The organism is Clostridium sp. YIM B02500 (genome assembly GCF_022324665.1).
Taxonomy (GTDB): domain Bacteria; phylum Bacillota; class Clostridia; order Clostridiales; family Clostridiaceae; genus Clostridium; species Clostridium beijerinckii.
The window spans coordinates 26202-52088 of sequence record NZ_JAKGTE010000004.1 but is presented as its reverse complement, the minus strand read 5'-3'; the positions used below and the strand labels follow the sequence as shown (position 1 = coordinate 52088).

22 protein-coding genes and 1 other annotated feature are annotated in these 25887 nt (G+C 29.3%); of the genes, 4 read left to right on the top strand and 18 right to left on the bottom strand.

All coding sequences use genetic code 11. From position 1 onward, the window contains the following. Positions 1-111: 111 nt before the first annotated feature. From gap to L1S46_RS04230, 10 genes are all read right to left on the bottom strand, one after another. The gene (gap, locus tag L1S46_RS04275) at positions 112-1113 is read right to left on the bottom strand and encodes a type I glyceraldehyde-3-phosphate dehydrogenase (protein WP_011967945.1); all 1002 of its coding nucleotides are present in this window, start codon (positions 1111-1113) and stop codon (positions 112-114) included. A 71-nt stretch (positions 1114-1184) separates the two neighbouring features. Then, entirely contained in the window at positions 1185-2246 is a 1062-nt protein-coding gene (locus L1S46_RS04270) for a sugar-binding domain-containing protein (protein WP_031275614.1), read from the bottom strand. 370 nt (positions 2247-2616) lie between these two features. After that, positions 2617-4008, bottom strand: a complete 1392-nt coding sequence (gene rpoN, locus L1S46_RS04265) for an RNA polymerase factor sigma-54 (RefSeq protein ID WP_041894052.1) — start codon at positions 4006-4008, stop codon at positions 2617-2619. Positions 4009-4251: 243 nt separating this feature from the next. Then, positions 4252-5088: a DegV family protein gene (locus tag L1S46_RS04260; protein ID WP_065418318.1), complete on the bottom strand. Its 837-nt coding sequence runs from the start codon at positions 5086-5088 to the stop codon at positions 4252-4254. 20 nt (positions 5089-5108) lie between these two features. Beyond that, positions 5109-5570 (bottom strand): tRNA (cytidine(34)-2'-O)-methyltransferase, encoded by a 462-nt coding sequence (locus L1S46_RS04255; RefSeq protein ID WP_238899290.1) that lies wholly within the window; start codon positions 5568-5570, stop codon positions 5109-5111. Positions 5571-5843: 273 nt separating this feature from the next. Further along, on the bottom strand, positions 5844-7340 hold the full coding sequence (locus tag L1S46_RS04250) for a VanW family protein (RefSeq protein ID WP_238899289.1): 1497 nt from the start codon (positions 7338-7340) through the stop codon (positions 5844-5846). Between the two features lie 188 nt (positions 7341-7528). Further along, complete coding sequence (locus L1S46_RS04245) at positions 7529-8470, bottom strand: glycoside hydrolase family 25 protein (RefSeq protein ID WP_011967939.1); 942 nt, start codon at positions 8468-8470, stop codon at positions 7529-7531. 78 nt (positions 8471-8548) lie between these two features. Then, a complete protein-coding gene (locus tag L1S46_RS04240; protein ID WP_238899288.1) occupies positions 8549-10057 on the bottom strand; it encodes an ATP-binding protein in 1509 nt (502 codons plus the stop codon). Continuing rightward, positions 10047-10763: a response regulator transcription factor gene (locus L1S46_RS04235; protein WP_069187757.1), complete on the bottom strand. Its 717-nt coding sequence runs from the start codon at positions 10761-10763 to the stop codon at positions 10047-10049. Before L1S46_RS04235 ends, L1S46_RS04240 begins: the two co-directional genes overlap by 11 nt. Positions 10764-11098: 335 nt before the next feature. Beyond that, positions 11099-13018 (bottom strand): ABC-F family ATP-binding cassette domain-containing protein, encoded by a 1920-nt coding sequence (locus L1S46_RS04230; protein WP_238899287.1) that lies wholly within the window; start codon positions 13016-13018, stop codon positions 11099-11101. A 260-nt stretch (positions 13019-13278) separates the two neighbouring features. On the opposite strand from L1S46_RS04230, the gene L1S46_RS04225 reads away from it, so the two are divergent. After that, a complete protein-coding gene (locus L1S46_RS04225) occupies positions 13279-13893 on the top strand; it encodes a TetR/AcrR family transcriptional regulator (protein ID WP_017212506.1) in 615 nt (204 codons plus the stop codon). A 110-nt stretch (positions 13894-14003) separates the two neighbouring features. Here L1S46_RS04225 and L1S46_RS04220 read toward each other — a convergent pair whose 3' ends face one another. Next, positions 14004-14483, bottom strand: coding sequence for a hypothetical protein (locus tag L1S46_RS04220; RefSeq protein WP_238899286.1), 480 nt, complete (start codon positions 14481-14483; stop codon positions 14004-14006). 164 nt (positions 14484-14647) lie between these two features. Here L1S46_RS04220 and L1S46_RS04215 point away from each other — a divergent pair, with 164 nt between their 5' ends. Beyond that, entirely contained in the window at positions 14648-15952 is a 1305-nt protein-coding gene (locus L1S46_RS04215) for an aminotransferase class V-fold PLP-dependent enzyme (protein ID WP_077304222.1), read from the top strand. Between the two features lie 164 nt (positions 15953-16116). Here the strand turns inward: L1S46_RS04215 and L1S46_RS04210 are convergent, their stop codons facing one another. Continuing rightward, positions 16117-17334, bottom strand: a complete 1218-nt coding sequence (locus tag L1S46_RS04210; protein ID WP_011967932.1) for a 6-phosphofructokinase — start codon at positions 17332-17334, stop codon at positions 16117-16119. A 188-nt stretch (positions 17335-17522) separates the two neighbouring features. Here L1S46_RS04210 and L1S46_RS04205 point away from each other — a divergent pair, with 188 nt between their 5' ends. Both L1S46_RS04205 and L1S46_RS04200 read left to right on the top strand, forming a co-directional pair. Then, on the top strand, positions 17523-18074 hold the full coding sequence (locus tag L1S46_RS04205) for a manganese efflux pump (RefSeq protein ID WP_077837106.1): 552 nt from the start codon (positions 17523-17525) through the stop codon (positions 18072-18074). A 57-nt stretch (positions 18075-18131) separates the two neighbouring features. Next, positions 18132-18545: a Fur family transcriptional regulator gene (locus tag L1S46_RS04200; RefSeq protein ID WP_011967930.1), complete on the top strand. Its 414-nt coding sequence runs from the start codon at positions 18132-18134 to the stop codon at positions 18543-18545. 167 nt (positions 18546-18712) lie between these two features. Here the strand turns inward: L1S46_RS04200 and L1S46_RS04195 are convergent, their stop codons facing one another. The 6 genes from L1S46_RS04195 to L1S46_RS04170 all read right to left on the bottom strand — a co-directional run bounded on the left by L1S46_RS04195 (position 18713) and on the right by L1S46_RS04170 (position 25338). Then, positions 18713-19618, bottom strand: coding sequence for a D-alanine--D-alanine ligase (locus L1S46_RS04195; protein ID WP_238899285.1), 906 nt, complete (start codon positions 19616-19618; stop codon positions 18713-18715). A gap of 155 nt (positions 19619-19773) precedes the next feature. Next, positions 19774-20406: an endonuclease III gene (nth, locus tag L1S46_RS04190; protein ID WP_011967928.1), complete on the bottom strand. Its 633-nt coding sequence runs from the start codon at positions 20404-20406 to the stop codon at positions 19774-19776. A 16-nt stretch (positions 20407-20422) separates the two neighbouring features. Then, the gene (locus L1S46_RS04185) at positions 20423-21127 is read right to left on the bottom strand and encodes a lysophospholipid acyltransferase family protein (RefSeq protein ID WP_023973670.1); all 705 of its coding nucleotides are present in this window, start codon (positions 21125-21127) and stop codon (positions 20423-20425) included. Positions 21128-21873: 746 nt separating this feature from the next. Further along, positions 21874-22464, bottom strand: coding sequence for a serine O-acetyltransferase EpsC (gene epsC / locus L1S46_RS04180; RefSeq protein ID WP_238899284.1), 591 nt, complete (start codon positions 22462-22464; stop codon positions 21874-21876). A 140-nt stretch (positions 22465-22604) separates the two neighbouring features. Continuing rightward, positions 22605-23516 carry a cysteine synthase A gene (gene cysK / locus L1S46_RS04175; protein WP_011967925.1) on the bottom strand — a complete coding sequence of 304 codons (912 nt, stop codon included), beginning with the start codon at positions 23514-23516 and terminating at the stop codon, positions 22605-22607. Between the two features lie 100 nt (positions 23517-23616). Then, positions 23617-23906, bottom strand: a binding site (T-box leader). Between the two features lie 181 nt (positions 23907-24087). Beyond that, a complete protein-coding gene (locus L1S46_RS04170; RefSeq protein WP_238899283.1) occupies positions 24088-25338 on the bottom strand; it encodes a CBS domain-containing protein in 1251 nt (416 codons plus the stop codon). Positions 25339-25887 lie beyond the last annotated feature (549 nt).

The following is a 25887-nucleotide window of genomic DNA, read 5'->3' as shown; positions in this document are numbered from 1 at the left end:
GATTATTCCTTCATTTTAAAATAGTCTGGCTTTATAGCCTTATACTACAAAACCAGACTTATTTACTTTAACATAAATTTGCGCTCTTTATGTTCTAAGATATAATTCAAATTACTTTAAGTTAGCGAAGTATCCTAAAGTTCTGATTAATTGGTTAGTGTATGACATTTCGTTATCGTACCAAGCAGCTACTTTAACTAATTGTTCTCCATTAACTTCCATAACTTTAGTTTGAGTACCATCGAATAATGAACCGAAGCTGCTTCCGATTATATCGCAAGAAACTATTTCATCTTCAGTGTATCCGAAAGATTCAGTTGCAGCAGCTTTCATAGCAGCGTTAACTTCATCTACAGTAACTTTCTTAGATAAAGTACAAACTAATTCAGTTAATGAACCAGTGATTGTTGGAACTCTTTGAGCACCACCATCTAATTTTCCAGCTAATTCTGGAATAACTAATCCGATTGCTTTAGCAGCACCAGTTGAGTTAGGAATGATAGAAGCTGCAGCAGCTCTAGCTCTTCTTAAATCACCTTTTCTGTGTGGAGCATCTAAAGTATTTTGATCGTTAGTGTATGAGTGAATTGTAGTCATGAAACCTTTTGTTAATCCAAAATCATCACTTAATACTTTAGCCATTGGAGCTAAACAGTTAGTAGTACATGAAGCACCTGAAATAACTGTATCTTCTGCCTTTAAGATGTCGTGGTTTACATTGTAAACTACTGTTGGTAGATCATTTCCTGCAGGAGCTGAAATAACAACTTTCTTAGCACCAGCTGCGATATGAGCTGAAGCTGATTTCTTTGATGCAAAGAATCCAGTACATTCTAAAACGATATCTACGTTTAATTCTCCCCATGGTAAGTTTTCAGGCTTAGCATCAGCAGTAACCTTAATTTCTTTTCCATTAACTACGAAAGCTCCTTCTTTAACTTCGATTTCTCCATCGAATCTTCCTTGAGCTGAATCATATTTAAATAAATGAGCTAACATTTTAGCATCTGTTAAGTCGTTGATTGCAACCACATTAAATTCAGGGTTGTTAATCATTAATCTTAAAGCTAATCTTCCTATTCTTCCAAAACCATTAATTGCTACGTTTACCATTACAATTACCTCCTAATAATGCTTTTCTTTTTTATAAAAATAAATTTTACAAACTAATTTAATAACTGAATTTAACTATTTAGTTTACTTAATATTCCTTTGGCTGCTGCCTCATCTGTAACTAAAACACCATCATTGTCGTTATATTCAGTTGCAATAATTGACTCTACTTTATTTTTCCCACCTGCTACTGCAATATGTGTTTTTATTTTTCTTGCTTCATTAATTTTAATTCCAATTGCGGTAGTTTCTGAGATTATTTTCGAATCTTTATTAAAATAACATCCAAATGCTTCTCCAACAGCTCCATTATTAATCAAATTATCAATTTCTTGCTGTGGTACACCTCTTTTTCGAGCCATTTGCACCGCGTTACCTATACCATAAATTAGTACATCTGCCTTATGTATAGTATCTATAACAACTTTTACTGCCTCTTCTTTAAGCAAGGTGCCTATTATATCTAGACTCAAATTTTCTGAGATGTGAAGCATCTTATAAGTACCATTTAATTTTTTTGCCAAAGTGGCTGCTAACGTATTGGCCTGGGTTTCAACCTTTTTCCCCATTCCACCTCTAGCTGGTACTACTTGTATCTGAGATAAATTTGTTACTCTTGGAAAAGCTTCTACAACTTCTTTTAAAGTGCTCCCGCCTGTTAATGCTATAATAGAATTATCTTTTAGCACATCTTTAACATAATTAGCACATGCTTTTCCTAAATCCTTTAAAACTAAAGGATTTTCTTCTACATCTCCTGGGACTATGATTACTTTTTTTAAGTTAAGAGAAGATTGTATTTTCTTTTCAACTTCTGAAAGACCTTTTATTTCATGAATGAAATCATTTAGTTTGTGTATAATCTCTACGCCTTCACTTGTAACTGTCATTCCAGAAGTATTTATCTCAATTAAACCTTGTTCTTTTAAAAAACCTATTTCTGTTCTAACTGTTCTTTCACCAACATTTAACATATCAGCGAGTACTCTTCGTCCTATAGGTTGATTATGAAAGATTGTTCTGAGTACGTTATACCTTTTCTCCAATGTATTTACAAGCTCAGGAACTATCTTCTTTTGTAATTCTAATATTTCCTGCAACTCAAACACTCCTTTGGTCACTACGTGTCCCATATCATTTCATTACGTCCCACATCTATTATTATAAAACACCTTTTTGAAATTTTAAAGTCTTTAGGAAAACTTTTTTTATAATATTTCAAAAAAAACAAAAAAAACCTAACAAAATAAATTATTAGCAAACTTTTTTCTAGTTTTATACAGCGTTTCATATTTAATATTATTACGCTTAATAATAGCTATGTGAAATAGTATTTTTGAATTCAAGAACCATTTTATCAACTGTCAATATTAATTACAGAAAAAGTAATCATGAACTTTATATATTACTATACTCAAAGTTAACATATTCTTAAAACGTAATTGAATATTGACAATTGAATTTTTAACATTAAAATTTTAAAGTAATTATTTTATGGAATTTTTATAATCTCTTCCTTGCAGAAGATGATTTAATACCTAATTCCTCTCTATATTTTGCGACAGTTCTTCTAGATATATTCATATTTTTTTCTACTAACATAGAACTTATTAGTTGATCTGACAAAGGCTTACTTTTATTCTCTTCTTCTATTATTTTCTTTATTTCATTTTTTATTTTTGAAGTTGCCATATCTTCATTATTATTTGAGGATAACCCACTTGCGAATAAATCTTTTATTTTAACTGTTCCATAACTTGTTAAAACATATTTATCTTTAATTGCTCTACTTACAGTAGATTCATGAAGATTGATTATTTCTGCAACTTCTTTTAATGTCAAAGGTTTTATATACTGTCTTCCAAACTTAAAGAAATCATTTTGCTTTTCAACAACACATTCTAACACCTTATATAATGTATTTTTCCTTTGCTCTATTGACTTAATTAAGAAAAGTGCTTGATTAATTTTTTCCTTAACGTAAGTGTTTGTTTCTGAATCTTGATTATTTCTTAAAACATCTCTATATGTTTTATTTATCATAAGTCTTGGCAAAACACTTTCATTCATCAAAATGAAAAATTCACCATCAACATTCTTTATTTCAGCATCAGGAATTATATAATTAACCTCTTCTCCTGTATAAAATCCTCTTGATGGTTTAGGTTCCAGCTTTTTTATTAAATCACCATATCTTTGAGCTTCTCTTGGATTTATATTAAGGTCCTTTGCCACAGTTTCATATTTATTTTCTGCAATATTTTCTAAATGATTTAAAATTATCTTTTCTATTACATCATCTAAAATATTTAATTTTAAGCTCTGGATAAGCAGACATTCCTTGATATTCCTAGCACCTATTCCATATGGTTCCAACGCCTGTACCACTTCTAATGCCTTATTAACTATCTCTTCAGGTATATTCAATTCTTCTGCAAGTTCTCCTGTTGATATTTCCAAATAGCCTCTATAATCCAATGATTCAACAATATAATTACATATATCTAACATATATTGATCTATGTCGGCTTCAATCAACTGCTCTTGTAAATATTCTTTTAGTGATACTTTTTTCTCAATGAAATTTAATGGCGAAACTTCTTCATTAGAATAATTTGTTTCTGATCTATCCTTGTAATTATCAGAATATAATTCTTCAACTAATTTTTTATGATCGTATTTGTCTTCTATATTAACGTCTCTGTTTATCTGTTCATCATCATATGAGCTTATTTCCTCATTAACCTCTAACACTGGATTTTCCGAATATTCATTGTCAATATATTCTCTCAAATCATGAAGAGACATTTGTAAAAGCTTTATGGATTGTTGCATATTTTGAGTGAGTACTAATCTCTGTTCCTGGGTCATCTTCATGTTATAATCCAAATTCATAAGTTTCCTCCTTATAATTTATATAAATTATTTTTAATTAAACGTATTCATTAAATTTATTGAAGTGATCTCTCTTTCTATTAGTATACCTCCTATTCTGTAAATATTGCAAGTCCACTATATGTAACTATGAAAATTAGGTCTGGTAAAATAAATATAAAAACATGCTTATATACTACTTATATCAACTATGTTTAAATATAAATTGTAGCTAAAAGCATGTTTTTTATTTATTAATTAAATTTATTTATTTAAAAAGACTAATCCACAGCAGCCAGGTCCAGAATGTATACATACAGTTGATCCAACTGGACATTCAATAAAGTTAACACCATTGTCCTTCATATATGTTCTAAGTGCTTCCTTTACTTCAATATTATTTACGTCAATCAATATTACAGGTACTTCATCATCTAACGTCGCGTTTTCTAAATCACTAATAATTTTCTTAATCGCCTTTTTATTTCCTCTAATTTTATCTTTAACTGACATTATACCATCTTTTATTTCAAGTATTAATTTTATTCCAAGCATTCCACCAACCATGCCAGCAGTTTTTGAAATTCTTCCGCCTCTCACGAGGTATTCTAAAGAATCAAAGTAAACTGAAAGCTTAACTTTATTTCTAATGCTATTTAATTTTTCTTCAACTTCTGAAATATTATAACCATTTTCTCTGAGCTTAACAGCTTTTAATACAAGTATTCCTAAAGCGGCTGTTACATTCTGAGAATCAACAACTATTATATCTTGGCTTTCTAGCATTTCCTTAGCAATACATGCCGATTGGTATGTTCCACTCATCACAGAAGACATATGAATTGATATAATTTTATATCCTTCCGCTAAGTACTTCTTATATATTTCAACAAATCTATTCGGAGTAACTTGAGCTGTAGTTGGAAGTATATTTTCATTTCTAATTCTTTCAAAAACTTCATCCGTATTTATCTCAACGCCATCTAGATAACTTTCTTCACCAAAGTTTATCAATAATGGCAAAACTTCTATATCGTATTTCTCATATATATCTTTTGGCAGATCAGCAGTGCTATCTGTTATAATTTTTATCTTTTCCATATATCTTCATTCCTCTTCAATTATTTCATATTAGGAAATCCTATCTGCCTTAAAGCTTCATAAGCCACTATAGCTACTGTATTAGATAAATTTAAACTTCTAGTACTTGATTTTATCATTGGAACCCTAAATCCAATATGTCTATTATGCACTTCTTCAGGAACTCCACTAGATTCTCTTCCAAACATTATAAAATCCCCTTCTTTGAAGGAAATTTCATCAAAATGCGTTTCTCCATGTGTAGTGGATAAATATATTGTTTTATTACCATATTTTTTCAAGAATTCTTCATAGCTATCATGTATTTCTAGATCCAAATCTTTCCAATAATCTAAACCTGCTCTTCTCACTTGCTTTTCATTTATTTCGAACCCAAGAGGTTTTATTAAATGCAGCTTGCTGCCTGTTAAAACGCAAGTTCTTGCAATATTTCCAGTATTCTGAGGTATCTCAGGTTCATATAATACTATATTTAAATTCAAAACGTCACCTTCTCCTATTTTGTACAAAAATTATTTCACTTTAATTTAAAATTATACTATATGGTTCATAACAAGTCAAAAATAATAATTATATAGTCATGGAAGAATCTTTCAATATTAAATGTATATTATTACATATTCTAATTAGTAAATTATTCAATATATTAAAGTTATCTTGTCCTTGAATAAAACTTAAGCATACTTTCTTTAATTCATCTTAATAATTCCTAAAGAAAATATGCTTTGAGTTTTTTGTAAATATTAAATTTTTACCTATTGTGTTGGTTGAGCTACAGGTGGTTCTGCTGTTGGCTGAGCTGCTGGCGGCTCTGCTGTTGTTTCTGGCTGTTGAGTCGCATCTACGGGTTGAGTTCCTTTTTTGACTACTATTCCTACACTTGCATAAGTATCTGTTGATACTACTTCTCTATTCACTTCAGAACCATTTTCATAAGTTATCTGATATGCTCTTGCTCTATAACCAGTCATTCCAGCTCCCTCTGTTACTTCTTGTCCCACTGGTAAACTGCTATCATCTACCACTTTTGTTTCTGGTGGTATTGTTTCAAGAATTTCACTTGCCATATCATATGTTCTTCCATTTAAAGCACTAGGATCTCCATATATACTGTAAGTCACTACTTTACCTGACGTATTCCCTTGAATATATATAGGAAAATCATATGTGTTTTTAAACTTATAATCTAAATATCCATATGAAACAGTGGCATCAAGCCCAGGTTGTGCATAACCAACAGCCATGGAATGATTTGTTCTTTCAATAGACCTTAGGTTTGCTTTCATAGCAGCTCTATAAATAGTGGTCGATACTTGACATATTCCACCACCAATTCCGGGTTCTATTTTATTTCCAACATATGTTCCAGCTTCCTTATAACCTCTTTCAGCTGTTCTAGGTCCTACAACATCATTAAAACTAAATATTTCTCCTGGCATAACTATTGTTCCGTTTATTGCTGAAGTAGCTATTTCTATGTTATTACATCTTCCTTCCGGCGATGTGGAATAATTTGATGAAAAAGTACCCATTACTCCTTTTATCTTGGATAGATCTTCTTGAGTTATTTTAGGTTTTGTTACTTCTAAATCAATTGATACTGAATTATCAGAATTAATATCTCCATTTATATTTTCTTTCAACTTCTGATCTAGTGTATCTAAATTAACTGTCTTTCCTTCTGTCTCTGGTTTAATCACAATATTATTCTTTTGTATGCTAACTGCTGCATCTTTAGCAGGTTGATTAACAGCTATCTGAAGTTTTTCCTCGTATTCCTTCAAATTTTCTTCATTATAAGAAAATTTGATTGGAACCTCCTTGCTCTTACTATTATTACTCTTTATGCTTATATATCTGCTTAAGACCCCATCTTTTTTTCCAAGTTTATAAGCCTCTTCAACAGTTGCATCTATATCATATTTAGGATTAATATCAGAGTAAATAAGTTCATATTGTTTGTCCTCTATTTTAATAGATAACTTTTTATTTTCTATAGATGTTACAAATGTTTCGGTAAGCTTATTCTTAGCTTCTTCTTTAGTCATTCCTCCAATATTTACTTCTTGTACAGTTACTCCCGGATATATTTTATCATCCCACTCCTTAACTATACCTTTTATAGCTATTGAGTATGCAATTAGTGCAGCAGCTCCTGCTATAATTAATGTAAATATTGCGAGCATAATTTTCTTCTTTTTATTATAATTGTTTTTAGAAGCGTTTGCTCTTTTGCCGGTGCGTTTTTCCACTCCCTTATTCTCCTTTCAAGGAATTAAATATCATACATCTTCTATGTTTAATATTTATTTTGAGTACATTTATCGATGATAATTTACATATTTTTCAAATTGTCATCAATGTTTTCATTATATCATATTCCAACTATCAATAGAAATATGATTATATTCCCATATAAGCTGAAATACGATACTATTTATTATAGATTTACTTTTGCACGAGTTTTTGAAGTTTCTCCATCATAATCAAAAGCTTCAATTGATACTTCTACTGGTGCATTCTTCTGAGTATTTACCTTATTACTAGTTATTAAATAACTTGTAGCATTTTCATCAACAGTTCCAACCCATTCTCTATTTACAAAAATGTTATATCCCAATAAATCTACATCAGGATTTCTATTCCAAGAAACATTTATGTTCCTATTCTGGTACGCTGCCTTTAATCCAGTAACAACACGAGGCTGCCTTAATAAATCTACATTATCCGGTCCCCAATTTGCATCAACAGGATTCCCAATTCCTTGTACAGTTTGGCTTTCACTATATTGCCATATCCTCCATCTGGTCCAGCCTCCAACATTAGGAGGGAATTCAGGATTAATAGGGATACTTGTATACATTGCAATCCATAGTGGCATATTTTTTAGTGGATAGCCACGTCCAGGAATATAAAAATTATCATAAAGCTCTATAAAATTTGTTCCTGTGTAAATCATAAGCCTTCTTCTAGTTTTTCTTTCAAATCTTTTTCTAAATCTATCAATCCAATCAATTAATGTTCTTGTACTTATTGATTTATCCAAAGGTGCCTCTACATCTATTACAGGAAACAAATCCCCATAATCATTGTTTCCGAACCCCTGCTGCAGTGTATTTATAAAGTCATCACATTGTCTATCCGCATCTGTTAGATCATAAGATGGCATAGAAAAATGATATGCTCCAACTGGGATTCCATAATTCCTACTATTCTTCGCATAATCTACAAACTTTCTATCAACCCTAAACCTTCCTGTTGCAGATCCTGACGCTCTCAAGTACAAAAAATCTACTTTTGTTGCCAATACGTTAAACTGAACACTTGTTGTATATTCATTTATGTCTACTCCAAAACGACTGTTAGGATTTTTGTTTTGCATATTTCCTCCACATAAAAATACTTCTCTAATATAAATATTAATTTACAACAGAAAAAGTACCTATAATTTAGTAATTAATTATAGGTTTAGTTGTACATAAAAACTTATATTATTTCCTACTGATTCAGCCCATATTTTGCCGTCATGCAATTCTACTATATTCTTAGAAATAGCTAACCCAAGACCTGATCCTCCTGTATTAGTATTTCTAGATTCATCTAGTCTATAAAATCTATCAAATAATTTTTCACTTTTTTCTTTTGATAAATGGTCTCCTTTATTTCTAAAAACTACAATGGCTTTACCATCCTTCTCATATAATCCTATTAATATTTCTCCTGGTTTATACGAATATTTTATTGCATTTGTTATTATATTTTCAAAAACTCTAAGCATCTTTAATGTATCTATAGAAACTGAGATTTTTTCAGATTCGAATTTTTTATATATCGTTAATTTATTTTCATCAAGTAACGGTGTCAATTCTTCTATTAATTGTGATAGAAATTCTGCTAGATTAACTTTAGTCTTTGTTAGTGTTATTCCGCTGTTATTTAGCTTAGTATACTCGAATAAATCATCAATTAGTAGCTTTAATCTTTCAGCTTTATTGAATGCTATGTTTAAGTATTCCTCCATTTCTTTTTCATCTTTATACCTGTTTTGAATAACAAGCCCTATGTATCCCATCACAGATGTTAGTGGCGTCCTTAAATCATGAGAAACATTCGTTATCAAATCTGCTTTTGTTTTTTCTGCATCTCTCTCAGCACTAATTTTCTCTCCAATTTCTTTAGCCATTTGATTTATATTATAAGCTATATTTTTAATTTCATCTGTACCCTTCTCTTCTATCCTATAATTCAAGTTACCACTTGCTATTATCTTAAGACCGACTGCAATCTCATCTAAATATTTCATCTTATTATTAGTTATTACAACAAATAAAACTATAAAAACTATAACTGTAAGAATTAGTGCTAAAGATGAATTTGACGTGCTAATTGTATTGTATGTTATCCTTGCTTCTGGAATCTTTGAATAGATTAAATACACCCTATCAGTTCCTATCTTTAGAGGCATTATATAACTTTTTTCTCTTGGTTCACCAATCTCTTCACTATTTACATTTGTCATTGCACTTTTTAGTGCACTATAAATATCTATATTTTCCTCTGCAACATTTTTAGTTTTATATAACACCTTTCCATCTAAATCTGTTATATAACTTTCCTCTCCATCAGATACATTTTCTAAAATATCATTAATCTTATCGTTATCTTCTAATTTCAAATTTTCTTGAGACTCTATTTGTTTAGCCAAATCATTTGCAGACCTCTCAATAGAATCATAATCATATTTTATCTGCGGCTCAGTATGCTCTCTCTTAAAAAGATTATTAGAAAAACTATAAAAGATAAATGCTACTAAAAAGCATATTCCTATAACCATCATAAGTTCAAATCTTATATTCTTCTCAATTCTCTTTTTTATACTTCGTATTAATTTTTCAGTATACTGTAGTAATTTTGAATTTGGAATGTCATTGCTAAAAGTTCTATGCCTTCCAACATCTTTATTTCTCAACTTTATATCCTACCCCCCAAACAGTCTTTATAAATCGAGGATTTCTTGGATTTTCTTCTATTTTCTCTCTTATTTTTCTTATATGAACCATAACGGTGTTATCAGAAGTCATGAATTCCTGATTCCAAACACTCTCATAAATATTTTCTATTGAAAATACTTTACCTCGGCTTTGAGCTAACAATGATAATATATCAAATTCTGTTGGAGTAAGTTTCACTATATTATCGCCTAACAATACTTCATGTGTTTCTAACTTTATTTTAAGATCTTCTATTTGTATTATATTTTCTTCTTCTACTTCTAACATATTTGTGTTCTTACCAAACATATGAAATCTTCTAAGTTGTGACTTGACTCTTGCAACTAACTCTAATGGATTGAATGGTTTCGTTAAATAATCATCTGCTCCCATATTAAGTCCTAATATCTTGTCAATATCTTCACTTTTCGCAGATAACATTATTATAGGCATTTCTTTAATCTCTCTAATCTTTAAACAAGTCTCTATTCCATTTAAGTTAGGCATCATAACATCTAATATAATTAAATCTATATCATTATCTCTAACTAAATTAATAGCTTCCAAACCATCACATGCATTTATAGTATTAAATCCATCACTCTTAAGATATATATCAACTAAATCTCTTATTTCCTTTTCATCATCCACAATTAGAATAGTTCCTTTTTCCAAACATTCCATCTCCAATCTAAAAATTTTATATCTGAATTCTATTATAATTTCATTCTAACCTAAATATCTTAAAAAAAATTACTAGTAGTTCTTAATATTTTATAAAATATGTTCATGCATATTTTTATGTCTGACTATCAAAATAATTAAAATATTCTCTATATGTGCATATAATACACATATAATTTCCTGATAAAAGGCATGCATTGTCATAGTTTATGAAACCTAATAAACTGTAATTAAGTTCACATTTGCACCATACACAAAACATGCCTTTATTTATAATGTTAATAGTCTTTCTCCCAGTTTTCTCTTTATAACTTGTTAGTCTATCTCACATTAAACTAACTAGAAAGCTCTTCCCATTTTTCATATAATTTTTCAATAGTTTCTTGAAGATTCTTAATTTCCTTATTTACTCTCTCACTTTCAGATGGATTAGAATAAACTTCTTCTTTACAAAGTTCCTCCTGTAACTTTTCAAGAGCTTCTTCATTTTGAGTTATATTAGTTTCTATATTCTTAATTTCATTTTGCTTAGCCTTAGCTTCTTTCTCTAGAGCCTTTTTCTTTTTCTTTTCTTCATTTAATTGAGTTTTTGTCTTTCCAGATGCTAGCCCCTCATATGTTTCAAATCTCTGTGGATTCTTCTTTTTTTCAGTATAGTAGCTATAATTCCCAAGATATTCATTGACTCCATGCTCTTCTAATTCCAATATTCTATTAATTACTTTATTTAAAAAATATCTATCATGGGAAATTACAATTAATGTACCATCATAGCTTAAAATTGCTTCTTCAAGAGCCTCTCTCGAAGGAATATCCAAATGATTTGTAGGTTCATCTAATAGAAGTAAGTTTGATTTAGATAACATTAATTTTAGGAGATTTATTCTACATCTTTCTCCTCCGCTCAACTTGTTTATTTCTTTAAATACATCATCGCCTCTAAAAAGAAATGATCCAAGAAATCCTCTAAGTTCACTTGTAGTTAACTCTGGAAAGTCATCCCATACTTCATTTAATATTGTCTTATTAGGATCAAGATTAGATTGTTCCTGATCATAGTATCCTACATTAACATTTACTCCTAAAACCTTAACTCCTGAATCACTTTTAACTTTATCCATTATTATATTAAAAAGTGTGGTTTTCCCCCGGCCATTTTCACCTATTAACGCAATCTTTTCTCCTCTTTTTAAATCAAAAGATAAATTATCGAATAATTTCTTTTCTCCATAGCTTTTAGCCAACTTTTCCACATGAAGCACATCATATCCACTTTTAACGGAAGCCTCAAATTTAATCTTAGATGCGGTTTTTTCTTTATCAGGAGCGTCTACAATTTCCATTTTATCAAGTGCCTTTTCTCTACTTTCAGCTGCTTTTATACTTTTCTCTCTATTGAATGACCTAAATTTTTCTATTATTGCTTCTTGTCTTTTTATTTCCGTCTGTTGTAAATTATAAGCTTTTAATTTAGCCTCATAATCTTTCTTCATAAGTTCTAAAGATTTTGTATATGGAGCATTATAACAATTCACATGACCATTTATAACCTGAAATGTCGCTGTCGTTACAGAATCCAAGAAAAATCTATCATGGGAAATTACAATTACAGTTCCTTTATAAGTTTTTAAATATTCTTCAAGCCATTCAATTGCTTCCAAATCCAAATGATTTGTAGGCTCATCAAGCAATAATATATCAGGATTTAAAAGTAATAGCTTACAAAGTGCGACTCTAGTTTTCTGCCCTCCACTTAAAGTTGAAATTAGTTTATCAAAGTCACCTTCAGTAAATCCCAATCCCTTAAGAACTCTAGATATTTCTCCCTTATATGTATATCCACCTCTGTTTTGATACAGATCTTGGGCAGTTCCATAGTCTTTTATAATTTTCTCATGATATGAAGCATTATTTTCATCATACGTTTCATTCATCTTAGCTTCTAACTCTGTAATCTTCCGTTCTAACCTTTGAAGATCTTCAAAAACAATGAGCATTTCATCATAAATCGTTTTGCATGAATCTAATGCTAAATGTTGAGCAAGATAACCCAAAGATTTATTTTTATCTATAAAGACTTCTCCATCATCTTGCGTAATTTCTTTTGATAATATCTTAAATAAGGTCGTTTTTCCTTCTCCATTTGATCCAATTATACCAACCTTATCTCCTTCATTTATTGAAAATGTTACATCTTTTAAAATAGTATTTATACCATAACTTTTACATATATTTTTACAACTTAATACAATCATTTTTTATCCTCCAGTATTTCATACGAAAATCCAGAATTTAAACTATAAAGGTTTAATTTAATATTAAAACGTAAATCCTATATATAATGGATTAATAGTTTAACTAAATTTTCTCTACTAAATTATACTATCTTATCGGTGTTATATCAATTTAACTATATTAAGAGTTAATTGATAATTTTTTATTATCTCTACGTAAAATTTGGATTATTATTTAATTTGCTTTATAATAAGTTAAACACGTAATTTGGAGGCAAAATATGACTTTAAAGAATAACAACAAATCTCTTACCCAGAATAAAAAACAATTAAAAGAGGAAGAGTTATTTTTAGCGGCATATGATTTATTTCTTAAAAATGGCATAGAAAAAACTTCGATCGATGATATAACTAAGAATGCAAAAGTAGCAAAAGGAACTTTTTATCTGTATTTCAGTGATAAATACGATATTTTAAATAAATTAATTCTTCAAAAAAGTAATGAAATAATACGAGAAGGATTAGCTAAAACAAATGCTTTTGGAAGCAAAGATTTTAAAGAACGTACACTATTCTTTATTGATTATATAATAAATTATTTAAAAGATAATGTTTCTCTGTTGAAGCTAATTAATAAGAATATTTCATGGGGACTTTATAGAAAGGCAATAATGAAACCAGAAGCATATAATGATGTAAAGAAAGTTCTAGATATTTTTGTAAAAAACCTAACTAAATCAGGAATGAACGAAGAAGAAGCTGAAATGACATTATTTATGATTTTTGAATTAGTTGGCAGCATATGTTTTACTACTATAATATTGAAAGAACCAACAGATATCGAAAGTATAAAACCAATACTTTTTAAAAAAATTTTAGCTATGATAAGCGTGTAACTCATATATATTGAAACCTATTTTTAAAAGCTATGTAAAGAAATATCTTAAAGATTTTACATTATAGTAGTTGTAAATCTTCAAGATATTTTTGTATGTTAAACTGGTTATTAATAGTTATTATTTTTATCGCAATATGATAATGTAAGTTTTATCAACCTTTTTATAATTACTCTAACTATCGGACGAGGAATTCTATATGAATAAAGAGTCGCGAATATTCCTGGATGTCTTCTTTCAATTCTAGCATAAATTTTATTCACATCATTATCAGAATTATTTCTTTCAAGATCTTCTTCATTTAAATTTAAATCAAGACCTCTTAGTGCATCAAAAGTAGTAGGTATTTCATTATTAGCTATGTTATTAAAATTGAGACCACTACTAATTCCCTCATTTTGATTATCGGAATAATAACATAATTCAGGCATGCCTGTTTCGGAAGGAAATAAATCTAAATTACGATTATTATCATCAATACCAAACGAAGCTTTTTCGTAGATATTTGTACTCATAAATGCTGGTGGAACAAATCTAATATCGTTATCACTCGAGCTGACTTGAGACATATACTTCTTATCAGGGTTCATTTTAAACTACCTCCTATAAATAAATAATATTTGCTTCTCTTAATTAATATGCATAACAATTATATATAGTACAAAATGGAAAGAAAAAGATATGAATTTTACAGCCCTCTTAAGCGAACAATAAATATATTATAGGAATAATATATATATTGGAGGAGATGCATATGAAGATAGAAAATAAGGAAAACATTAAAGACTTATTTGTTGGATTAGATGAAAAAGTGTGTGATTCAGATGGAAACTGTATAGATGGAATAAATTTTGATAATGCAGCTACAACTCCGCCTATTAAGTCAAGTATTGAATATATAAAACAATTGAGCAATACTTATGCTTCTATAGGACGAGGAACAGGTCAAAAAGCTGAAATAACCACCAATTTATATAAAGAATCTAAAAATTTTTTATTGGATTTTTTCAATGTAAAAGATAAAGATAAATATGTTGTAATATACGTTAGTAATACAACTGAAGGTATAAACAAACTAGCAAAAACTCTTACTAAAACTCCAGACGAAATAGTATTAACCTCTAGAATGGAGCATCATTCAAATGATTTGCCTTGGCGAAAAAGAGGTAACGTTGATTATATCGAAGTAGATCAACAAGGCAGACTTAAACTTGAAGAGTTGGAAGAGAAACTAAAGAAAAGCAATGGTAAAATAAAATATGTATCTCTTACTGGAGCTTCTAATGTAACTGGTTATATAAATCATATTCATTTTATAGCAAAACTGGTTCATAAATATGGTGCCAAATTGATTGTAGATGGTGCACAACTTGTACCGCACACAAGAGTTAATATTAGCGGGGACACAGATGATGATCAAATTGATTTCTTGGTATTTTCGTCGCACAAAATTTATTCTCCCTTTGGTATAGGAGTCATAATAGGATTAAAAGAGGATTTCATGGATGCAGATCCAGATTATTTAGGTGGTGGAACCGTTGAATTAGTAATGGATAGAGAGGTTAAGTTTCTTACACCACCAGAGAAGAATGAAGCAGGAACACCAAATTTTTTGGGTGTAATGAGCTTAGTTAATTCATTACGAGTTATTAATACCATTGGATACGACTATATAGAAAAACATGAAAGACTTCTTTTAGAGCATACTATAGAAGGACTTAAGAAAATCCCTAAAATTATGAACTATGGAGATACTGAAAACATCAGTGATAGGCTTGGAATTGCTACCTTTAATATAGAGGATATGTATCATCATGATGTAGCTGATATCTTGGCTAAAAAGAAAGGAATTTCTGTAAGGCATGGCTGGTTTTGTTCCCATCCATATTGTAGAAGGCTCATGAACGTAAGTGAAGATGAAGCTAAAGAATTCCTTGATAATCCAGATAAAAAAATGTTAGGAATGATACGAGTAAGTTTTGCATTATATAATTCAATTGAAGAAGTTGATACCTTTTTAAATGTATTAGAAGATATCTCTTTACGAAAAATAAAATAACAAATTTTCTTGATTTAGAACTAAAAATAAATAGTATAATAAAATTTATTATACTATTGAAAATTCTATTAATTTATAGGATGTATAAATGAAATTCTTCATATATACATCCTTCTATTAGTTAAATATTAAAACATCTAAGCTTATGATTTTATACTTATTATCTATTGATTAAATACCTTATATTTTGGAAGATTTCTCTCAAAAGCTAAATTAGGAGAATCTTTGATTAATGGCTCAAAATATGAGCACGCTTCAGGTGTTACAAAATTACCTTCTTTATTAATCCATTCTATAGGGAAATACTTAACATTATTTGCTACATCTTCTGCATTAACTAATGGGTAATTCACTTCATAAGGCTCATTAGATAACCTGTTAATGCTAACCATTTTCCCTGATTCTCCTTGTGAAGCATATTGTAAAGCCATCTTTCCAGCATTATACGCTTCTGTTAAATCAGTGTCTGAAGCACAATGCATTGCACAACGTTGAAGAACCCCAAGTTGCAGTGCTTTTACTCTTGTTGTAAATCCAGCATCAAGAATTATCCTTCTTAAGTATTCAGATACACCTCCTAATTGAACGTGTCCAAATTTATCTTGAGAAACACAATCAAATTCAGAAATGAATCTTCCATCTTTATCTCTTATTCCTTCTGATACAATTATATACACTTTATTTTGTTCTTCAAATCTTTGCCTAACATCATTTAAAAATTTAATTTTATCAAAAGCTGCTTCAGGAAGATATATAAAATCTGCAATTGGTTTTCCATCAAGCTTTGCAATACATGCAGAAGCTGCAAGCCATCCTGTATCCCTTCCCATTGTTTCTAAAATAAATATACCGTTGTTTATGTAAACTGATGCATCTAAATATGTCTCAAGCGCTGTTGTTCCAATGAATTTTGCTGCGCTGCCAAAGCCAGGAGTATGATCAGTGAATTTTAAATCATTATCAATAGTTTTAGGTATACCTATAAAACTTATTCCAATATCATTTTGTTTTGCATATCGTGAAAGCTTTGCTATGGTATCCATAGAATCATTCCCACCAACATAAAAGAATGACGTTATATCATATTCTCTAAGTATTTCTATTAAACTTTCATATTCTTCACTACAAGAATCTAAATCTTTTAATTTATACCTACAAGATCCAAGTCCTGAAGATGGAGTAAATCTAAAATTATCTATTTCATTTTCTGAAACTGATGACAAATCAATTATATTTCTATTTAATATACCCTCAATACCATTTAGGCCTCCATAAACTTTTTCAAAAGTTTTTAGTTCTTTATTAGCATTTAAAAGTCCTACTACACTTGAATTAATTACTGCTGTTGGCCCCCCAGATTGAGCTATTATACAATTTGACATGAAATTTCCTCCTTGTTTGCTATACTAATTTGGTTAAATATGCTATACTATTTAGCCAATAGTAATACACTATTTATTAATATACAACAAAAAAAAGATTTAATAAAGACTTTTTTTAAAATTTTTGCATATATTAAAAAAACTTTAATTATTATAGAGTAAGTCTAATTTTAAAGGAGGAAGAGAAAATGAATTTGTACGACATTATAATAATAGGAATTGCACTGGCCATGGATGCTTTTGGCGTAACATTAGGAATCGGTCTAAATCCTAGAATTAATAGAATCCATAAAATAAAGTTTTTATTATCATTTGCATTCTTTCAGTTTTTATTTACATATGTAGGTGGAAGTTTAGGATATTTATTTGATACTTATATTACATGCATCCCTTCCATTGCTGGTGGAATAATTATGGCAATCGTAGGAATTCTTATAATAATAGATGGCTTTAAGGAAAAAGAAACTGAAATCTTAATAAAAAATAGTACTTGTTTAATACTTGGAATATCCGTTAGTATAGATGCACTAGTTATAGGATTCACTGCATTTCATGAGATTTCATACAATCTACTACTTTGTGTTGATTCAATTTTGATTGGATTAATCACTTTATTTACATGTACAGTAGGTTTTTTTATGTGCAGATACATTAAAAAGATAAAATTTGTTACAACGTATGCTAATTTTTTTGGCGGGATAGCTCTTATATTTTTTGGTTTTAAGATGATATTTTTTTAAGATATTAAATATATGTGATATAATATATTTAATATTTAGCTGTTAGGGGATATGAAAATGGAACCAAAGGAAATTCTTAAAAATAAAGGAATTAAAATAACTAAAGGAAGAACAGAAATCCTAAGTATATTAAAAAATTCTGAAAACAGTTTGTCAGCTGAAAAAATATATCAGATTTATAAAAGCAACAATATAAATATAAATTTGAGCACGGTTTATAGAACTTTAGAATTATTTGAAGAAAAAGAAATTATTGAAAAAATAACTCTAAATGATGGAGTCTTTTCATATAAGCTAAAAGGAAAAACTCATAGGCATCATTTGGAATGTGATATCTGTCACAAAGAAGTTGAAATCCCTTGCCCTATGCTTCAAATTCAGGAATTAGTTCAAAATGCGACTGGCTTCACTTTAACAGATCATGACTTGGTTATGAAGGGCGTATGTAAAGATTGCAAGAAGAAACAATAACTAAGTTGTCTTAATATAAGTTATATTTTCTAAAAGGTTTTACAGGAAGATTTGCAGATTGTTTTCAACAGAAATTATGATAAAAACTACTTGTCTAAGGTATTCTTAAACAAGTAGTTTTTCAATTTTAATGTTATAAATATTCAAAAAGTTTTATAATTCATATACTATCTTCTTATTTTCAATGAATCCTGTATAATCATATCTATCAGTTCTGAAAATCCTATATTCAAAGCTGCTGCACTTTTAGGAATTAGGCTATTTTTAGTCATTCCTGGAAGAGTATTTATTTCTAAAATGTATGGTACACCTTCCTCTGTAACTATCATATCAACTCTAGAATACACTTCGCATTTAAGTGCCTTATAAGTTTCTAACGCCATCTTTTCTACTTCCTTGTGTAACTCTGCTTCTAGCTCAACCACTATTTCTTCTGCTCCTCCATCTTGATATTTAGATGTAAAGTCAAAGAATTCAGCCTTAGGCTTAATTGCAATTACTGGAAGCATTTTATTATTATATACAGGACAAGTTATTTCATCACCTTTTATAAATTTTTCTATCATAACTTCGCTATCCCATTTAAAAGCTTCTGAAACACAGTTTTCAATTTTCTTCTCTTCTTTAACTATGAATGTTGCAACACTTGATCCACCATGAGTAGGTTTTACTACAACTGGATATCCTAATTCATTTATTTTATTGAAATCTATATTATCACCTTTTCTTAAGTTAATCCAAGGAGCAGTTCTAATCCCATTTGCCTCTAAAACGGATTTTGATACATCTTTATCCATGCACATAGCACTACTTAAAGGCCCACACCCTGAATATGGTATACCTAATGTTTGAAGCACGGATTGAACTGTTCCATCCTCTCCAAATTGGCCATGTAAAGCTAAAAGTGCGAAATCTATCCCTTTAGATTTATTTATTATATCTTCTTTTTTATCTATTACAATTGGTAGCACTTCATACTTTTCCTTGTTTATATTTTCAATTATAGATTTTCCACTTTGCAATGATATCTCTCTTTCTGATGATATACCACCCATTATAACTCCAATTTTCATAGATTACCTCCAAAATACTTATTAATATTTCCTGTTAATTAAATTTATTCATTCTAACTTATCTTTATTTTATTAAATTAACGGCACAATTAAAAGAACCACTTTGACTATAAATTGTCTTAATTGTGGTTCATGAAAATTTTATAAATATTCTTTTATCTGTTAGTTTTATTATCATAACTACATAAATCCTTTATTGGACATTCCCCACACTTAGGATTTCTAGCACTACAACATCTTCTTCCATGAAATATAAGTAGATGATGCATAAGAGTCCACTCTTTCTTTGGTAGTTCTTTTTGTAATTGTTTTTCAACCTCTAAAACATTTTCCGAATCTGCAAGTTTTAATCTATTTGATACTCTAAAAACATGTGTATCTACAGCAATAGATGGTACATTAAAGGCATTTGATAAAACTACATTAGCTGTTTTTCTTCCCGCTCCAGCAAGTGAAGTTATTTCCTCCATTGTCTTTGGAACTTCTCCGTTAAATTTTTCCTTAAGTTGATTGAACATAAGTATTAAATTTTTAGATTTATTTCTATATAGACCTATCTGTTTTATCCTTTTTTCAAGTTCCTCGTTTGTTAATGTTAAAAGAGAATCTAAATCTGGATAATCCTTAAATAAATCTTTCGTTACCTCGTTTACTTTTTTATCTGTTGTTTGAGCAGACAATATTGTAGCTATAAGCAATTGTAGTGGTGTTCCATAATTCAATTCACATTTTGCATCTGGATATGTCTCTTTTAATATATCTACAATTTTTTTTGTCCTTGCTTTCATATCTTTTGTAATCTCCTTACTTATAAATTCCTCTATAACTTTCAGGTAAAAGACTAGCTATACTCCTCATTAGGATATCCATACATTTATTATCATATTCATGTTTGTCTTCATCCTTTTCTTTAGCAGGAAATACAATTTTTTCACCTATGTTTATAGTAACATCAGCATGCTGCCATTTCTCTGCCCCCATATCGCCACTTTTACTTATAGGTAATAACTTATCTGTTCCAGACATACCAATTGGAATTATTTCTGCTTTCGCCATCCTTGCAAATAACAGAATTCCCTTTTTACCTTCTATCATAGCACCTGTCCTACTCCTAGTACCTTCAGGAAATATTAAAATATCATTTCCCTCTTTAAGAGTTTTAACAACTCTTGTAATAGCTTCCTTATCAGCAGAATTGGGCTTTATTGGTATGTTCTTCACTATCTGAGTTCCTAATTTCGTTATTGGATCTTCTGACAATTTTATTCCCATTACAAAATGTGGATCACTTTTCTCTTTTAGCATTTTTGATAAAACTAATCCATCCGAATTACTCAAGTGATTACATACAAATATTCTTGGTTTTTTTACTTTATCTATATTATCTGCTCCATTAACAGTTATATTAGCATATTTTCTTATATAATTATCTACTATTTTTTTTGCTATTTTTATAATTATCCCTTCTGGCATCATTCTTATTAATTTTATTGCAACTGGTGATAACATTTTTCTCCAACCTTTCTTAATAATCACATTTTATATTATACTACTAATTACATTTTATTACAATTATTCAATTCTATACAAGTATTACATGCATAATATATTATTGATCATTATTTATATACATTATATATGCTTTCATATGTCTATGCAATTACCAAAAATATTAAGGTTATTGTAAGATTTAACACCAATTATACTAATATCTTCTTTTATTATTATAACTTATTTGCAAAAAGCATTTTAATTATGACCAAGATAAATTAATATAATTTATTTAGCTTTAGCAGAATCTCCATATAAAAAAATCGCAGGTGACTGTGGTTAAGTTCCGTATTGTGCTTCGCACTCTTTTCATATGTGTAGATTTTTTTCACGCATCTGCCTTTTCAAACGCATGTGAGAAAAATTTGGCAGGCGAATAAGATTTCTTTTTTATTCTTTTTAAAATACCAAAACTATTCAAGCAACCTTTTTTAAGTTATCCACAGATTTTACTGGAATATAAATTCCTCAAGAATAAAAAAATACATTAACTAAACTTTCTCGCTCTAAAGTTTAATTAATGCATCTCTTAACTTTTAGATTATAATACATTTCTTAATAAAATAATTAATAAAGAAATGTTGTATTTTAATATTTAGTAAAACATCTTAACTTAGTAAAATTCCTATAAATAAATGCTACTGAACTATACAATATACAAGTTTATATTAATTGTACTTCATATACTTCCATATTCTAAAGCATTAAATAACCATATCGTTAAATATTTTCTTTTTGCGTCCTTTTAAATCACTAATTTCAATTATTGCTGCACTTGCACTATTTCTAACAATGTTTTTAGCTTGAACTCCTATTGCAGTTGCCATTGCTGGCACATTCTTTACAACTACAGCATTAGCTCCTATCTTGGCACCCTTCCCCACAGTTATAGGTCCAAGTACCTTTGCACCTGTGCCTATTAAAACGTCATCTTCGATAGTTGGATGCCTTTTCCCTACATCCTTACCTGTACCACCTAGAGTTACACCATGGTAAAGCGTCACATTGTCTCCGACTTCTGCAGTCTCACCTATAACTACTCCCATTCCGTGGTCTATAAACAGGCCTTTTCCTATCTTAGCTCCCGGATGAATTTCTATACCTGTTAAAAACCTAGATAATTGGGAAATTAATCTCGCCAAGAAAAACCATTTCTTTAAATATAGAGCATGTGCAATTCTATATGATATTAATGCATGAATACATGGGTACAATAATAATACTTCTAGTTTACCTTTAGCTGCTGGATCTTCATTTAAAACTCTTTCTAGATCGTAATTCAATTTTTTAAACACAGCCTATTCTCCTTTCTATAGTTTTCAGTAGAGCTTTTCACATATACAATTATTAATAGAACTTCATTGGCATCTTAAGTTAAATCAATCGTTTCACTGTTAATTTCTGATTATTAATAAAACTTTTATAGTTAAATTAATTAATCATATAATCCCATAGATATATACTTTTCTCCCCCATCTGGAGCAATAGCCAATACCTTTTTACCTTTTCCAAGTCTTTTTGCAACCTGTATTGCTGCATATACAGCTGCACCTGAAGATATTCCAATCAATACCCCTTCATTTTCAGCAAATGCTTTTGCTGTTTTAAATGCATCTTCATCTCTTACTTGTAGTATTTCATCTACATATTCCTTATCATAAACTCCTGGAACAAATCCTGCCCCTATACCTTGAATTTTATGACCACCTGGATTTCCACCACTTAAAACTGGTGAATTTGCTGGTTCAACTGCAAATGCTTTAATATCCGAATTCTTCTTTTTTAAATTTTTAGATACTCCTATCACAGTTCCACCACTTCCAACGCCTGCAACAAAGGCATCTAAATCTGGAATGTCTTTATATATTTCTTCTGCTGTTGTTTCATAGTGCTTTTCTGGATTAGCTATATTTTCAAATTGTTGAGGGATAAAAAATCCTTCTCCACTTCCTATTTCTAGAGCCTTTTCTATAGCTCCTTTCATCCCCTTAGATCCTTCAGTCAATATCAGATTTGCACCGTATGCTTTTATGAGATCTCTTCTTTCCTTACTCATTGTTTCTGGCATTACTATTGTTACACTATAACCTTTCAATTTTCCTATAAGTGCGAGTGCTATTCCTGTATTTCCGCTTGTAGGCTCTACTATTGTTGCCCCTGGCTTTAATACTCCTTCTTTCTCAGCTCTTTCGATCATTCCTAACGCTGCTCTGTCTTTAACACTTCCACCCGGATTAAATTTTTCAAGTTTTACGTATATATCTGCACTATTTTCGTCCTTAATTAAATTATTAATTTTTAAAATAGGTGTATTTCCTATTAACTCTAATCCTCCATTATAAACCATATTATTATTCTCCTCCTCAAACTTCTACTAATTTTAGTATATCTTTTTACATTCTTTTTATATTAAATATAATAAAAAAACTTCATCCTCCATAAAAAATTATAGAGACGAAGTAAATTTCGCGGTTCCACTCTAATTGGATTAAATAACTAATCCCTCTCAATTTTGATACTTAAGATATCATATCACTATAACGGGTGATCCCGGAAAATCATACTAAAAAATATATCAAAAAATCAATGGATATACTATCGCTCCATTTTTTAATATATTTAATTTCAAATTTCAACTCCAAAGAGCACTTCACATAAATTCTAGATAAAAAGTTCTCAGCATCCTTTTCTCTCTGTAAACTTCCTTTATGCTACTTTTCTTTTTCATAGTTTTTAATTCTTAGTGTTTTGATAGGTTTTATATTATAATTATATTCTTTCTAAAAAAAAAGTCAATACTTTTTAAAGTTTTAATTAAAAAGTGTTGACTTTCTTAAATATATAAAAACAAGTATTCCTGATGGGTAAATACTAAAACTAAAATATTCTTTTTATTAAAAATTTAAATAATTTATGTTCTAATTTTTCTTCTTCTTCCAGAGTGGATACAAAAATTCATCTATTAAATCATGAATAATTACTATTCCAATTAATTTTTCGTATTCATCTACTACTGGCACTGAATTCAAATCATATTTTGAGGCAACTTCTATAGCTTCGCTAATTTCATCATCATGCCTTACACGTGATACAGAATAGTCCATTATTTCTCTTATCTTCAAATCACTATCACTAACTATTAAATCTCTTAAAGATACCACACCTTGAACACGTTCTTCTTCATCCGTTATATAAATATAATAAATAACTTCTTCATCTGGTTTTGTTTCTTTCAATATCTCAATAGTATCTCCAACTGTAATATCTAGATTAACAGATATAAATTCTTTACTCATTATACTACCAACAGTTTCATCCTCATATTGCAACAATTCCTTAACTTCATCTGCATCTTCTTTTTCTAAATTCACTAATATTTTTTCTCTTTCCTCTTCATCTAAATCATCTAACAAATCAGCTATCTCATCATTAGGCATATTTTCTAGCACTTCTACAGTTTTGCTGTCAGATAGCTCCTTAATTATTGTCCCCTTGTATTCTGAATCTATTTCCTCTAATGTATCGGCCGCTAAATCCTCATCCAGTGATTCCAATACTTGTTTTCTTGAGTTTGTATCTAGATTTTCTAATATATCTGCAAGGTCCGCTGGATGTAGAGTTGACAATTTTTTATATGGTATAGATAATTTCAAATTATTTTCAACCATTTCCAATGATTCAACATCATCCCATCTTAAAACTTTATCTTCTAACTTCTTTCTCATGATCCCGTATATAAATTTCATAATACCAGCTATCTTTAGTCTTCTGTATCTCGCTAATTTTCCTGTTTCAACTCCAATAACTCTGTATTCTCCTGCAATTTTTGCGATTCTCAAATCATTAACTCTTACAACTTGTTTTCCATTTATATCAACTATCTTTTTATCTAATAGATTTTCTGAAAGAAGATAACTATACCTCATCGGTAATATTTCTTTACTTCCTCTTGTTGTGATCTTAATTTTACCATCCCTATTTAAAAATTCTATATATCTAAACTCATAATGAAAGGCTACTCCGTCCTTTTTAAGCTTATATCCAATTATTCTAGGATATCCATCCTCCGTAGTCACATAAATGTCTCTTAGAGTTCCTAAAACATCACCAAACTCGTCATAAACTTTTTTATCTAGAATGTTAGTATATAGAAATATAGATAATTCCATCTTAATTATTTCCCCCCTACTTCTGCAGAAAGAAAATCCTTAAGTAAAATTAGTATTGTAACTAAATTGCATCTACTTATATCTTTTAAGGCAAGATAAAAGATTTTCCTTCTGAATATATTTAGTTTTTGCTATATTATAGTTTATATTCTGAGGTCCTTCCTCCATCTTTTACACCGCCCTGTATATCTTCACTTAGTTATATTTTACTACTATCTCTAATTATTATATTACATAGAAGTAAAAAGGCAATAATTTTTTGTTTTGATTTATCTTTTGAACACATAAAAATTTCTTTAATTAATCCTCAATTTGTAAATTATAAATATTTCTTTATGAGTTGCATTGAATTTACACTACACTTGCCTATTGATATTGTTTGTAAACTAATTATTGTTATGTTAATATACTTTAAGAATAAGCTTTAAAAGCTTATTCATTTGACTTTTTAATTATTTATTACGTTAGTATAATATCCCAATATAGCGATCTTTAATATACGTAATTTTAATATAAATATGCTTTAAGTAAAATAAATTAAGAATTGGA

What these genes read in the sequence shown, in the direction of transcription:
- gap (WP_011967945.1), bottom strand. Translation starts at nt 1,113, where the DNA reads ATGGTAAACGTAGCAATTAATGGTTTTGGAAGAATAGGAAGATTAGCT.
- L1S46_RS04270 (WP_031275614.1), bottom strand. Translation starts at nt 2,246, where the DNA reads ATGGGACACGTAGTGACCAAAGGAGTGTTTGAGTTGCAGGAAATATTA.
- rpoN (WP_041894052.1), bottom strand. Translation starts at nt 4,008, where the DNA reads ATGAATTTGGATTATAACATGAAGATGACCCAGGAACAGAGATTAGTA.
- L1S46_RS04260 (WP_065418318.1), bottom strand. Translation starts at nt 5,088, where the DNA reads ATGGAAAAGATAAAAATTATAACAGATAGCACTGCTGATCTGCCAAAA.
- L1S46_RS04245 (WP_011967939.1), bottom strand. Translation starts at nt 8,470, where the DNA reads ATGCAAAACAAAAATCCTAACAGTCGTTTTGGAGTAGACATAAATGAA.
- L1S46_RS04235 (WP_069187757.1), bottom strand. Translation starts at nt 10,763, where the DNA reads ATGGAATGTTTGGAAAAAGGAACTATTCTAATTGTGGATGATGAAAAG.
- L1S46_RS04230 (WP_238899287.1), bottom strand. Translation starts at nt 13,018, where the DNA reads ATGATTGTATTAAGTTGTAAAAATATATGTAAAAGTTATGGTATAAAT.
- L1S46_RS04225 (WP_017212506.1), top strand. Translation starts at nt 13,279, where the DNA reads ATGACTTTAAAGAATAACAACAAATCTCTTACCCAGAATAAAAAACAA.
- L1S46_RS04220 (WP_238899286.1), bottom strand. Translation starts at nt 14,483, where the DNA reads ATGAACCCTGATAAGAAGTATATGTCTCAAGTCAGCTCGAGTGATAAC.
- L1S46_RS04215 (WP_077304222.1), top strand. Translation starts at nt 14,648, where the DNA reads ATGAAGATAGAAAATAAGGAAAACATTAAAGACTTATTTGTTGGATTA.
- L1S46_RS04210 (WP_011967932.1), bottom strand. Translation starts at nt 17,334, where the DNA reads ATGTCAAATTGTATAATAGCTCAATCTGGGGGGCCAACAGCAGTAATT.
- L1S46_RS04205 (WP_077837106.1), top strand. Translation starts at nt 17,523, where the DNA reads ATGAATTTGTACGACATTATAATAATAGGAATTGCACTGGCCATGGAT.
- L1S46_RS04200 (WP_011967930.1), top strand. Translation starts at nt 18,132, where the DNA reads ATGGAACCAAAGGAAATTCTTAAAAATAAAGGAATTAAAATAACTAAA.
- L1S46_RS04195 (WP_238899285.1), bottom strand. Translation starts at nt 19,618, where the DNA reads ATGAAAATTGGAGTTATAATGGGTGGTATATCATCAGAAAGAGAGATA.
- nth (WP_011967928.1), bottom strand. Translation starts at nt 20,406, where the DNA reads ATGAAAGCAAGGACAAAAAAAATTGTAGATATATTAAAAGAGACATAT.
- L1S46_RS04185 (WP_023973670.1), bottom strand. Translation starts at nt 21,127, where the DNA reads ATGTTATCACCAGTTGCAATAAAATTAATAAGAATGATGCCAGAAGGG.
- cysK (WP_011967925.1), bottom strand. Translation starts at nt 23,516, where the DNA reads ATGGTTTATAATGGAGGATTAGAGTTAATAGGAAATACACCTATTTTA.
- L1S46_RS04170 (WP_238899283.1), bottom strand. Translation starts at nt 25,338, where the DNA reads ATGGAATTATCTATATTTCTATATACTAACATTCTAGATAAAAAAGTT.